The following is a 13,592-nucleotide window of genomic DNA, read 5'->3' on the forward strand; positions in this document are numbered from 1 at the left end:
AAAAACTTTTTGTTGTTTTTACTGAATAAATCCAGCTCCAACTGTATTATTAGATTGTGGATCGATTATAATAAAAGATCCATTTGTTCTATGATTTTTGAACTGATCGTAAAAAATTGGCTTATTTAATTTAAATGACACTGAAGCAATATCGTTAATATTTAACCCTGTTACATTCTTTTCAAAACCAGAATAATCTGGGTTAATCTTATGATTGATTCTATCAACCTTAGCCAATACTTTATTTACACCATGTTGAATGATATATTTCCCTCCAGGTGTTAATTGATCGGTATCCATCCAACAAACATTTGCTGTAAATTGCTTATCGATGGTTGGTATATCGTTTTCTTTAACAATCATGTCGCCACGACTTACGTTAATATCATTTTCTAAAGTAATGGTTACAGACGAACGTCTTGAAGCCGTTTCATACTTTTCATCATAGAAATAAATATCTTTAATTTTCGATCTCGTTTTTGATGGTAACACAATAATATCGTCGCCAACACTTAGATCGCCACCATAAACTTTTCCTGCATATCCTCTGTAATCATGAAATTCTTCAGTTTTAGGACGAATTACATATTGCACAGGGAAACGCGGAGTACCAGAGTTAAATATATCTGCCTTATCTAATTGCTCTAAATGCTCCAATAAAGCCTCACCTTTATACCATGGCATTTCATTAGATTTATTAACAACATTATCACCCTTTAAAGCACTTACAGGAATGAAAGTGATTTTTTGGTCTTGATAATCTCTTTTACTCATTAATTCTGTGAAATCGGCTTTAATTTTATTGTAAACCTCTTCAGAATAATCAACCAAATCCATTTTGTTAATGGCAACTACGACGTCTTTAATTCTCAATAAATTATTAATAAAGAAGTGACGGTTTGTTTGCTCGATAACACCTTTTCTAGCATCAATTAGAACAATAGAAGCCTGAGATGTTGAAGCTCCTGTAACCATGTTACGTGTATATTCTACGTGACCTGGAGTATCTGCAATGATGTAACTTTTCTTTTTAGTTGAAAAATAAATATGTGCTACATCAATGGTGATTCCTTGTTCTCTTTCGGCCATTAAACCATCTGTGGCTAAAGAAAAATCTAAATAATCGTATCCTAGTTGTTCACTTTTATCTTCAATGGCTTTTAACTTATCTGAAGTTAATGATTTTGTATCATAAAGAATACGTCCTATTAACGTACTTTTTCCATCATCTACACTTCCTGCTGTTGCTATTTTTAATACTTCCATTTTTGCTGTTATTGATTACTAGTTGTTTGTTATTAGTTGTTTGATTATCCTAAACACCAATAAAACTTCAGTAACTTAATTTTTTAATATTTTTTTTTGATATGTGATTGGCTACCAGTAACTAATAACCAAAAACTATTAACCATTTCTAGAAATACCCTTGTTGTTTACGTTTTTCCATGGCGCCTTCAGAACGCTTATCGTCAATTCTAGCACCACGTTCAGAAATTGTAGAATCTCTAATTTCTTCTACTACTTTAGAAATAGAAACCGCATCTGAATATACAGCTGCCGTACAGCTCATATCTCCTACCGTTCTAAAACGCACCATTTTTTCTATCACTTCTTCATTCTCATCTCTATAAACCACATCGTCTTCAGCAGACCAGATCATGCCATCTCTTAAAAAGACTTTACGTTTGTGTGCAAAATAAATTGAAGGAATCTCAATATTTTCTTTTTCTATATACGACCAAACATCTAGTTCTGTCCAGTTTGAAATTGGGAATACACGAACATTTTGTCCGTGGTTAATACTACCATTCAACATATCAAATAATTCAGGACGTTGATTTTTTTCATCCCATTGACCAAAATCATCACGTACAGAAAAAATACGTTCTTTAGCTCTTGCTTTTTCTTCATCACGACGCGCACCACCAATAGCAGCATCAAATTTAAATTCTTCTAAAGCATCAAGAAGCGTAGTTGTTTGTAGCATATTTCTACTTGCGTAACGACCAGATTCTTCTTTTACTTTACCTTCATCAATAGAATCTTGTACATTACGTACAATCAATTCTAAACCTAATTCTTTACATAAACGATCTCTAAATTCAATTGTTTCCGGGAAGTTATGCCCCGTATCAATATGTAATAAAGGAAATGGTACTTTTGCAGGATAAAATGCTTTAACAGCTAATCTTACCAAAGTTATTGAATCTTTTCCTCCAGAGAATAATAACACAGGTTTTTCAAACTGCGCCGCAACTTCTCTCATGATGTAAATCGCTTCGTTTTCTAGTGAATTGATATTTGATGTATCTTTCTTCATAATTTTTTATGGTTGTTGGTTATTGGTTTTTAGTTGTTAGGATTTATTTTAACTATAACAATTCTAAACTTTTAACCTTAAACTTAGTTATGCGTGTAAACCACACTCTCTATTTTCTAATGCTTTTGTTGGGTCGAAATATTTAAATTCGTTTGGTAAATTGTTTTCTTCTAAATACGCATCTAATTTTTCATCAGACCAAAAATAGAAAGGACTCACCTTTAAAACACCGTCTTTACTTAAACTAAAAATGCCAATACTGTTTCTAAATGCTGTTTGCCCTTGGCGTAAGTTTGTAAACCAAACGTTAGGTTTGTGCTCGTCCATAGCACGTTTAAAAGGTTCCAATTTTACCTGCTCTGTAAACAAAGCGTGTTCTGGAGCATCAACACTTGGAATTCCCATAACAACATCTCTATGAGACGCTGTTTGTTTTGGCACATATAAAGACACATTCAAGTTTAAATCTTTAATAACTTGCTCTGCATGCTTATATGTTTGTGGTGTATTATAACCCGTATCGCACCAAACCACGGGAATACTAGATTCTACACTGCTAACTGCATGTAAAATAGCAGCCTCGTATGGCCTAAAGTTAGTGGTTACTACGGCTTTATTATTAAGCTCGAAAGCCTTCTGAATAATTTCAGTAGGCGTTGCTTTTTCAAAGCTTTTATTTAATTCTTCTATTTGAGTTTCTGTAAACATAATCTCTTTATTTATTTTCCCCATTTAATTGAATTCCATAAACGCTCATGGAAAAAGTATAATACCATTTTAGTTAAAAAATCGACCGAAGCAATAGATGCTGCAACAGCCATTTCTCCTGTTAATATATATGAAACTATTAATGTATCCAAAGTACCTATTACTCTCCAACTTAAAGCTTTTGCTACACTTCTAATTGGCTTTTCTCCAACAGCATCCTCTTTATAAGTAGATTTTTCTTTACTTTTTAATAACATTTGCGCTATCATTTCTTATTAGTTATATTAATCCTATCAATTTAGTAGGGATTACAAATGTAAAACATTTTATAATACAAAAAACAGTTTTAACAACTTTTTAGAATAATGGAATAATTTTACGGTAAAAGGAAGATTTTTATTTAAAATAGGAGATAATTTTGAGATATTTTCATTAATCGACGCTAGACAAATCTGCTAAAGTGGTATTTCTGAACACATTAAGCGTGCTATCGCGCACCTCAACCATAAGTCTATGCACGCTACAAAGGGTTTCGTCTGGACAATCATCACATTTTTCGTAATAATTAAGACTCACACAGGGCACCATAGCTATTGGTCCTTCTAAAACGCGCATAACATCGGTCATTTTTATTTCCGAAGGCTCACTCCTTAAATAATACCCACCGTGTTTTCCTTTTTTAGAACCTAATATCCCTGCCTTTCTTAAGGTTAACAAAATACCTTCTAAAAATTTTTGAGGTATTTGCTCGCTCTTAGCAATTTTACCCACTTGAACCGGCATATCATCTTCACTCCTAGCAATAAACGTTAGAGCTTTTAATCCGTATTTTGTTTTTTTAGATAGCATGACGCTAATATAAGTGTTTTATAAACTTGTTATTAATCTGTTGTATGCGATTTTTCTAAAGCATAAAACGTAGCTTGTACATAATCATCTCCATCGCCACTATTATTCTGGTTATACACACCTGCTTTAAAATACATGTATTGACCGCCAACATTGAACCCGCTGTTTGTCATATCAACAGTTTTAACCACATCATCCTTACCTTCTCGCATAATAGTAACCGTTAAACTATCGCCTACCACTTTAATAGTATAGCTAAATTTTTCATTAAGCGCAATACCGTCTGCAGGGTTAGAAGCACTATTACTTCTGGAACCTATCATTTCGTGCCATTGTTCACTTCCGTTTCCATCGGTAGGTTCGTGAGCAAAATAAATAGACCCTAAAGTGTTATTTTTTAATTTTCTGTAATAAATTCGCACAGGCTCATCATCATTAGCATGTATTTGCCCAACAATTACTCTACCAACTTGCCCGCTATCGCCAGTAGTTGTTACGTGATTTACGGCAAGTGTAGCACTCATTTCGCCATCATATCCCGCAGCTGCATTTTTATCAGCAGTTGGCGCTGTACCAAAAACCCAATTATTTTTATTAACGCCTTGTGTACTTATACTCGTATTAGTTCCTCTTAACATTTCACGCAATTCTACTCGCGTGTAGCTTGTACCTGTAGATGTTTTAAAGCCATCGACAGGACATTTAAAAACCATTCCGCCATCATTGGCTGTATAAAAATAAGTACTGTTAGTGTATTTATTATTAATCTGGCTCACCGTAATTGTAGTTGCCGTACCATTACCTTTATTAACCGGTATACTTAAATTCCATGTAGATAAATCGAAATTTTCTGAGGGTGTTTTATTAGGGTCCAACCCTACTGTAGCAGGTTCTTTTCCCGCCTGAGTTATGGTTAAATCTCTTGTAACATCATCACTTATCACACTAATTACTCCACTACGCTTAGCTTCCGTTAAGTTAGCCGAAACCGAAACATTTATCGTCCCATTGTTGGTTCCGTTTGTAGGTGTAAGGGTAATCCAATCATTATTATTTTGGGTATACCAATACGAATTAGCTGTTACCGTTATCGATTTCGATTCTTGATTTGCAGTAAATTCAGAAACTGAAGATAAACTCAACTCTACGGCTTTTACTTCTTCATTTGAATCATCTGAACCACAACTAAATATGGATGTGAAAATTAGAAGTACAAATATCATTTTTAATAGTTTCATAAATTATACGTATTATATTAACACCAAGCCATTTTGCAACATTATTAAAATTCACTTATTAATATCGCAATTTTATATACACTCCTTGCAAAAACGATACCTAAATATTTTAGTTAAGAATTATTTACCTAAAGCCTGCTCTAAATCCTGAATAATATCATCAACATGCTCTAAACCAACCGAAATACGCACCATACCATCTGTAATTCCTGCAGCTTTTTTAACTTCTGGCTCAACCTTAGCATGCGTTGTACTTGCAGGATGCGTTACAATAGTTCTAGTATCTCCTAAGTTTGCCGAAAGCGAACACATTTTTACACTATCAAAAAAGGACTTTCCGCCTTTTAAACCACCTTCAACCTCAAAAGCCACTATATTACCACCCAAACGCATTTGCTTTTTAGCGATATCGTATTTAGGATGCGATTTTAAAAAAGGATATTTAACCCAAGTTACCTTAGGGTGCTCCTCTAAAAACGTAGCAATTTTAATGGCATTCTCACAATGCTTTTCAACGCGCAGCGCCAGAGTTTCTAACGATTTAGATAACACCCAAGCATTAAACGGACTTAACGATGGCCCAGTAAGTCTAGAAAATAAATATATTTCTCTAATAAGTTCTTTACTACCAACCGTTATGCCACCAAGCACACGCCCTTGCCCATCCATTAATTTAGTAGCCGAATGTATTACTAAATCGGCACCAAGTTTAATTGGGTTTTGTAAATACGGTGTGGCAAAACAATTATCGACCACCAAAAGTATGTTGTGCTTTTTACAAATAGCACTTAAAAATTCTAAATCAAGAATATCTACACCCGGATTTGTTGGCGTTTCAGCATAAATAAACTTGGTATTGGGTTGTATTAAACCTTCAATAGCATCAACCTCGTTTATATTAAAATACGAACATTCAATATTCCATTTCGGAAAGTATTTTGTAAACAAACCATGAGTAGCACCAAAAACCGAACTACAAGACAACACATGGTCGCCAGCATTTAACAACGTTGCAAACGTCGAGAACACCGCAGCCATTCCGCTAGCAAAAGCAAAACCAGCCTCGGCACCTTCCATAGCGCACACCTTATCTACAAATTCATTAACATTCGGGTTACTATAACGGCTGTATAAGTCGCGTTGCTTCTCTTCGGCAAACGATGCTCGCATTTCTTCCGAATCGTCAAAAACAAAACCAGAAGTTAAGTATAATGGCACCGAATGCTCCGAAAATTGTGTCGTTTCACTCTGTGTTCGTATCGCCGAAGTTTCAAATTTCTTACTCACTTTTATTCTTTTTAATCATTTTTATTATGGCATTACCCAAAAGGGTCGGGCTTTCCGCTATATCTTTTTTTGCCATTTATGGCAGCAAAAAAAAGGATACCGCTACAATCCCTAATGCACTTATTTGCCAAAGTCTGTCTATAAGGCAAACTTTCTTTTTATCTACTAACCGACCTGCGAGGTTTCCAACACCTTGTAGGTCTATTTTATTATTTTCAACCTATACTTGCAAGATTTTTAAGACCTCACAGGAAAGCATATTCTCGAAAAAACGAGACATCTATATTACTAGTTTAATTTCGACAACCTCAATATATCTCCAAAAACACCTCTTGCAGTAACTTCTGCTCCTGCTCCTGCTCCTTGTATAACTATAGGTTGCTCACCATAACTTTCTGTAAATATTTCAAAAATAGCGTCACTTCCTTTTACATGTCCTAATGTACTATCTTCCGGAATAGACACTAATTTTACTTCCAATAGGCCTTTATCCTGCGATAAATCGCCCGATAAATCACCAACATATCGTAACACATGTCCTGCCTCTTGCTCGTCTTTTATCTTTTGGTATTGCTCATCCAGAACATGTAATTGCGATAAAAATTCCGAAACCGAAATATCTCTATACGCTTCTGGAATTAAATTTAACACCTCAACATCTTCAAATTCGTTTTGCAAATCTAACTCTCTTGCCAAAATTAATAACTTTCTAGCCACATCATTTCCCGAAAAATCCTCACGTGGATCTGGTTCTGTAAACCCTTTATCAACCGTTTCTTGAATAATTTCACTAAACGGTTTATCTTCAGTCGAAAAATTATTGAATAAATAACTCAACGTTCCAGAAAACACTCCTCTAATTCTTGTAATATTCTCTCCAGATTCGTGCAGTAATTTAATAGTATCAATTAAAGGTAAACCTGCACCAACCGTAGTTTCGTATAAATATTGCTTATTGCTGTTTTTTAATTCTGTTCTTAATTCCGTATAAAAATCGTGCGAAATCGTGTTTGCAATTTTGTTGGACGACACTAAATCGAAACCAGCTTTTACCAACGGAATATAATTTTTATAAAATGTAGAACTCGCCGTATTATCAACAGCAATTAAATTCTCTAAATGATGATTATTAGCATAGGTAAGAATATCTTCTATCGAATTTTCAAACGAGCTCGATGCAATAGCATTTTCCCAATTAGCTTCTGCTCCATTTTTATCTAGCAATAGCTTTTTAGAGTTTGCAATTGCAAAAATATTTAAGCTTATACCTTTTCGTTTTTCAATGTCGCCTTTCGATTTTAAAATCTGGTTAATTAAAGCGCCACCAACACCTCCATGACCAAAAATGGCGATATTAATTTTTTTAGAAACCCCAAAAACCTCACCATGAATAACATTTACAGCCTTATGCAGTTGAGCCTTTTTAACCACCAAACTCACATTCTTTCCTGTAACCGTGTTATTAAAAAGCAACGGTGTAATTTGGTTTTTTATAAGTGCATTAAATGGCTTGTGGAATGAGCTTAACTCAATACCAATAATTGATATTACAGCCACATCGTCTACAACATCAATTTTATTAACATCTTGCGAGTAAAAATCACTTTCAAACTCACGCTCTAAAGCAATAACCGCTTGTGTAGCTTGGTCGGCATCAATAATTAACCCAATACCACGCTCCGACGATCCTTGTGATACAATACTAACGCTAATACCATATTTACTTAACGCTCCAAAAATTCTAGCATCTACACCAATTTTACCTAAAAGACCACGCCCTTCTAAATTCAGTAATGCCACATTATCTAAAATAGATAATGATGTCACTTCTTTAGTGCTTGGTCTTGCGGTAATTAATGTGCCTTCATCATCAGAATTAAAGGTATTTAAAATACGCAGATTAATATTTTTTTCAACTAAAGGGATAATGGTTTTAGCATGTAAAACCGAAGTCCCAAAATTAGCCAACTCGTTAGCTTCGCTAAACGAGAGTTCTCTAATTTGTTTAGCATCTGGAACCAACACAGGATCTGCTGTGTAAATACCGCTAACATGGGTGTAATTTTGTAACTCTTCGGCATCTAAAAAATTAGCTAATAATGCCGCTGTATAATTACTTCCATTACGCCCTAAAGTGGTTGTTTCATTTTTTAAATTAGAAGCAATAAAACCAGTTACCACATTAACTACATCTTTATGTTTGCTAAAGTAGTTCTTGGTGTTTTCTTTTGATATTTTCGATAATGGCTGTGCATTACCAAAGGTTTCATCGGTTTTTATTAACTCGCGCGAGTCGGTTGCTTTTGCTTTAACCCCTTGGTTATTTAATAAACTAGCAATAAGCTTTACCGATAATAATTCGCCTTGAGCTAAAATATTATCCTTTGTCTTTTTGCTATAATCGCGTAGTAAACTAACCCCTTCAAACAACTTATCTAGCACCAAAAATTCTTCCGAAAAATCTATACTTTTTAAAGGTTCTACTTGGTAGGCCTTAAAGGCATTTAAATCGTCTTGATACGGTTCGCCCGTTAAGGCTTTATTTAAAATAGCCTCCAAATCGTCTGTTGCCGAACCCCTTGCCGAAACCACAACACTTATGCGCTCGCCAGCAATCACTTTATTTTTAATAATTGAAAGTACCGTTTCTAAACCTTTTCCGTTGGCTAACGATTTTCCTCCAAATTTTAATACTTTCATAGGTTTTCTTTTAGAGTGTGGCACAAAAATGCCTTCTATAATTTTTTCTAACTGCTCGTATTCCATTAAAAACGCGTCGTGCCCGTGTACCGAATGTATTTCGTTGTACGTTACATTAGGATGCGTTAATGCTAATTGTTTATGGGTTTCGCGGTTTTCTTCAGCTGTAAAAAACAAATCCGAATCCACACCAACAATATGTATTTTGGCTTCAATATTTTCAAGTACATTAAAGTTACTTGAACGGCCTTTAGTAACATCAATCGACCTTAACAACTGATTCATTAATTTATAGGCCGACAACTGAAAACGCTCTTGCAATTTATTACCATGATGCAACAACCAACTCTCCACATTAAAAATCTCTAATTCGTCGTTTTTAGAACGATGAAAACGCTCTTTAAAAGATTCTGGCGTGCGGTAACATAACATGGCATGCATCCTTGCATCGTGTACCGGATGCTTAGAATTTAACAAGAATTGCTCCTGTATTTGGCAGTTTGCAATTAACCAATCGGTCGATTTCCAATCGGTAGCAACTACCACTAAATGCTCGGTAAAATCAGGTTTTATAACTGCCATTTCCCATGCAATTCCACCACCTAACGATCCGCCAATAGTTGCAAATACTTTCCCTGTATTTAATTCCTTAAGTCCTGTTAAAAATATATTGGCCACATCGCGAGCCACAAAATCCTTGTAGTTATCAATAACAAAACCATCAAAACCATTTCCGGGAATATTAAACGACAAAACCGTATAAAGCTTGGTATCAATAACCTTATCATCGCCAACCAAATCGCGCCACCAGCCATTTTCGCCAGCCACATCGCTATTTCCCGTTAAGGCATGATTTACCAAAACAATGGGCGCACTACCCAAAGGCTTTCCAAAAACCTGATAACTTAACTTAATATTTTGGTTAAGCACACCACTTTCGGTAGTAAAGTTTGTTATATCAATATGTTGTAATTCGTGTTTCATATAGAAGCCCCTGCTAACCTCCCTCTTTCGACTGCGCTCAATGCAGGCTCGGGGAGAAATACTTACTGTTATGCTTTAAGACCTGCAAGGTTTCAAAAACCTTGTAGGTCTGTTTTCTTTATTTTAATTAAATAGTTTTAAAAGCTTCTAATAAATCGGCTTTTAAATCTTCGATATCCTCAATACCAACAGATAGTCTAATTAAATCTCCAGACACCCCTGCCGAAGCTTGTTGTGCCTCATCCAATTGTTGGTGTGTTGTACTTCCTGGGTGAATAATTAATGATTTTGTATCACCAATATTAGCCAGTAAAGAGAATAATTTTGTATTATCTGCTATTTTTTTAGCAGCATCGTAGCCACCTTTGTGTCCAAAAGTTACAATACCACTTTGACCTTTTGGTAAATATTTATCTGCTAAAGCTTTGTATTTACTGCTTTCTAAACCAGGATAGTTTACCCAAGCAATTTCATCTTGTGCTTCCAACCATTTTGCAAGCTCTAAAGCATTGGCACTGTGTTGTTTAATTCTAACTGGTAAAGTCTCTAAACCTTGAATAATGTTAAAAGCGTTTGTTGGACTCATAGCTCCACCAAAATCTCTTAAACCTTCAAGAATTAATTTAAATGTATACGATGCTGCACCTAAAGCGTCGTGATATACTAAACCGTGGTATCCTGCAGATGGCTCTGTAAACTCAGGAAACTTTCCGTTTGCCCAATTAAAAGTACCTGCATCAATAATAGCACCACCTAACGAGGTTCCTTGTCCGCCAATATATTTAGTTAACGAGTGTATTACAATATTAGCACCATGTTTTATAGGGTTTAATAAAGCTGGTGTTGCTACGGTATTATCTACTATAAAAGGTACTTCGGCTGCTTTAGAGTGTGCTGCGATAGCCTCTAAATCTAAAACATCTAACTTAGGATTCCCCAAAGACTCTACAAAAAAGGCTCTTGTATTATTTTGTACGGCATCCTTAAAATTATCTGGATTTGAAGCATCTACAAATGTTGTTGTAATACCTAATCTTGGTAATGTAACATTTAATAAATTATAGGTTCCGCCGTATAAACTACTAGAGGCTACAACATGATCGCCTGCTTTTAATAAGGTTAATAAACCTGTTGCAATAGCAGCGGTTCCCGATGCAAAAACTACAGCGCCAATACCACCTTCTACGGCCGCTAAACGATCTTGTAAAATTTGATTTGTAGGGTTGTTTAATCGTGTATAAATAAAACCTAGTTCCTTTAATGAAAATAGATTTGCAGCATGGTCCGAATTGTTAAAAACATACGATGTAGTTTGATAAATTGGTACAGCTCTTGTTCCTCCGTTTGCTGTTACATCATGTCCTGCGTGTAATGCGTTTGTTGCTAATTTAAGATCACTCATTTTTCTAGTTTTTTATATTATTAGTTTAATAAAGTCAAAATTCACTTATAAAAAGTGCATTTAGTAGAAAAATGTTAAAAAGAGATGTGAAATTACAGACTGTAATTTGTGAGTTATCTATCCAAATACCAATAAATGAATTGGCAATTTAAGTAGAATTTAGCACCTTCTTTAATAAGTTTAAAGGGTTGCTAAGGTTTCAAAGGGTCTAATCCCTCCACCTTTCTTGATAACATTTCAATACGTGTTTGAACTTTGTGAATGCAAAGATTGAACCTGTAACGTTAATATCCAAATTTTTAAGAGTATTTTTTGATTTAAAACAAATAAACCTCGTGTTGGCATTTCTATAACCTACTTTAGTTAACACGCCCGCGCAAGGGATTGAACGGCCTGTTTGAGCTCCCCGACCTTAGGAGGGAGCGAGTAGTGAAAGCCCGACCCCTTGTGGGTTGCGCCCAAAAAAAATTAGGTGCTTGCGTTATTAAATTTATCGCGAATAATATCGCCAATTGGTCGGTTTTCGATTTTAGACTCTAACCACGAAATTATATCGAGATATAAAAAGGAACGACTTTGGTATGGGTCGTTTTCGTAGGTTTTTAGTTTTTTGTGAAGTTTGATGAATTCGCCTTTTACCTCGTGCGGATAAATATCGCCCAAACCACGTAAAAACTTGATAAATTCCTTTTGCACTTCGTACAAATCTTCCATTTTAATTAAAAACTTGTAGGTACTTTTTATTAAAACGTCCAAATTATAATCTAAACCAGCCTCGTAATGTGCTACAAGATTTAAAATTCGTGAGAAACACAACAAATCTTCGCGCATTTGCAAGGATTTATTGCTTATAATTTTCTCTAAATAGTATATGCATTTTTTATTATCGCCGGCCCCAAAATACATACTTGCTATTTTGTAGTAAAACACCATAATATGATGCTCATCTATACGGTTTTTATAGTTTTTTAAGCGCTCTAAAACCTCCTCTACAAGTGGCAAACCGGCTTCGAAACTACCTTCTATGAAGTGCAGATTAAATTTATTATTGTAAATATACAAAAAGGCTAAACCCTCGATATTATCGTCTGTTGGAAACCATTTTTCCTTGGTTAGCGCTTCTAACTTTAATAATGAGAATTTGAATTTTTCGTGTTTGTTTAGGTAAAATAAAGATTCTAACAAGTAATTATTTCCTTTTAGAAAAAAGACAGGATTTAAGGCAATCATATCTTTATTATCGTAAAACAGATCGACCCATTTTGAGGCGTATTTATAACAGGACAAAAAATCGACCGTTAAAAAACTATACCATAAATACGATTTGTAAAGCCACAGCTTTTCTCTGAAACCTAATTTATTTATGTCGTATTTGGGAAGCCTATCGTTAAAATATTTTGTTATTATTTGATAGTCTTCATCATTTTTAATGTAGCCCATTTTTAAAAACAAACCATATAATTGCAGCGACAAATTAGATAGTTTACTAGCCAATACATTTTGCATACTCAGCTCTTTGGCTTGCACGGTAAGCTCGTCTGCACGACTACTAATACTTCGTGTAATGTATTGAGATTCGATAACTTTTTCTAGATCGACAATTTCGTAAGCTGCGTTTTTTTCTTCATTTAAAATGGCTAAATTTTTTGCTTTATCTAAAATCTTTAAACTTTGTTTGTAAAGTCCTTTATGATATAAAATAGTTGCAAAATCTAATTGTTCGCGAATTTGAATACGAATATCTTGATGCGATGGATTTAACCTTAAACTAATTAAAATCTGTTTGTATAAATGCGCCTTTAAATTAGATAACTGTTGTTTTTTAACGATGCCTTTTTTAAGAATAGCCGCCTCATCATACACATTAATTTTATCAAGAATATTAAAGAGTTTTAAAAACTTTGACTCCTCATTAACGCCTAATCTCCCAACATAAAGCTTGAATTGCCTTTTTTCGGATTTAGACAACGATTTAATCAATACAAATAAATTATCTTTTTGCTCTTTCGTCATAGTCATAAAAACAGTATTAACCACTTGATTTATAGTTGTTTAAGCTAATATAAACATAGTTAAACATCGTAATAATTATATATGAAGTTCT

10 protein-coding genes and 1 riboswitch are annotated in these 13,592 nt (G+C 34.4%); all 10 genes read right to left on the minus strand.

Annotated features, from left to right (window positions below; translation table 11 throughout):
- Positions 1 to 18: 18 nt before the first annotated feature.
- Complete coding sequence (locus HNQ90_RS10490) at positions 19 to 1,266, minus strand: sulfate adenylyltransferase subunit 1 (protein ID WP_144115751.1); 1,248 nt, start codon at positions 1,264 to 1,266, stop codon at positions 19 to 21.
- Between the two features lie 148 nt (positions 1,267 to 1,414).
- Positions 1,415 to 2,320, minus strand: a complete 906-nt coding sequence (gene cysD, locus HNQ90_RS10495) for a sulfate adenylyltransferase subunit CysD (RefSeq protein ID WP_144115752.1) — start codon at positions 2,318 to 2,320, stop codon at positions 1,415 to 1,417.
- 87 nt (positions 2,321 to 2,407) lie between these two features.
- The gene (locus HNQ90_RS10500) at positions 2,408 to 3,028 is read right to left on the minus strand and encodes a phosphoadenosine phosphosulfate reductase domain-containing protein (protein ID WP_144115753.1); all 621 of its coding nucleotides are present in this window, start codon (positions 3,026 to 3,028) and stop codon (positions 2,408 to 2,410) included.
- An 11-nt stretch (positions 3,029 to 3,039) separates the two neighbouring features.
- The gene (locus tag HNQ90_RS10505) at positions 3,040 to 3,297 is read right to left on the minus strand and encodes a DUF2061 domain-containing protein (protein WP_144115754.1); all 258 of its coding nucleotides are present in this window, start codon (positions 3,295 to 3,297) and stop codon (positions 3,040 to 3,042) included.
- A gap of 163 nt (positions 3,298 to 3,460) precedes the next feature.
- Positions 3,461 to 3,877: an RrF2 family transcriptional regulator gene (locus HNQ90_RS10510; protein ID WP_144115755.1), complete on the minus strand. Its 417-nt coding sequence runs from the start codon at positions 3,875 to 3,877 to the stop codon at positions 3,461 to 3,463.
- A 32-nt stretch (positions 3,878 to 3,909) separates the two neighbouring features.
- Positions 3,910 to 5,115, minus strand: coding sequence for a polysaccharide lyase family 7 protein (locus HNQ90_RS10515; protein ID WP_144115756.1), 1,206 nt, complete (start codon positions 5,113 to 5,115; stop codon positions 3,910 to 3,912).
- A 120-nt stretch (positions 5,116 to 5,235) separates the two neighbouring features.
- Positions 5,236 to 6,408: a trans-sulfuration enzyme family protein gene (locus HNQ90_RS10520; protein WP_144115757.1), complete on the minus strand. Its 1,173-nt coding sequence runs from the start codon at positions 6,406 to 6,408 to the stop codon at positions 5,236 to 5,238.
- A 282-nt stretch (positions 6,409 to 6,690) separates the two neighbouring features.
- A complete protein-coding gene (gene thrA / locus HNQ90_RS10525) occupies positions 6,691 to 10,086 on the minus strand; it encodes a bifunctional aspartate kinase/homoserine dehydrogenase I (RefSeq protein WP_144115758.1) in 3,396 nt (1,131 codons plus the stop codon).
- Positions 10,087 to 10,213: 127 nt separating this feature from the next.
- Complete coding sequence (locus HNQ90_RS10530; protein ID WP_144115759.1) at positions 10,214 to 11,488, minus strand: O-acetylhomoserine aminocarboxypropyltransferase/cysteine synthase family protein; 1,275 nt, start codon at positions 11,486 to 11,488, stop codon at positions 10,214 to 10,216.
- A 110-nt stretch (positions 11,489 to 11,598) separates the two neighbouring features.
- A riboswitch (SAM riboswitch) is annotated at positions 11,599 to 11,724 on the minus strand.
- 232 nt (positions 11,725 to 11,956) lie between these two features.
- On the minus strand, positions 11,957 to 13,501 hold the full coding sequence (locus tag HNQ90_RS10535; RefSeq protein WP_144115857.1) for a hypothetical protein: 1,545 nt from the start codon (positions 13,499 to 13,501) through the stop codon (positions 11,957 to 11,959).
- Between the last annotated feature and the right edge of the window lie 91 nt (positions 13,502 to 13,592).

This window comes from Algibacter amylolyticus (genome assembly GCF_014202225.1).
GTDB classification, from domain to species: domain Bacteria; phylum Bacteroidota; class Bacteroidia; order Flavobacteriales; family Flavobacteriaceae; genus Algibacter_B; species Algibacter_B amylolyticus.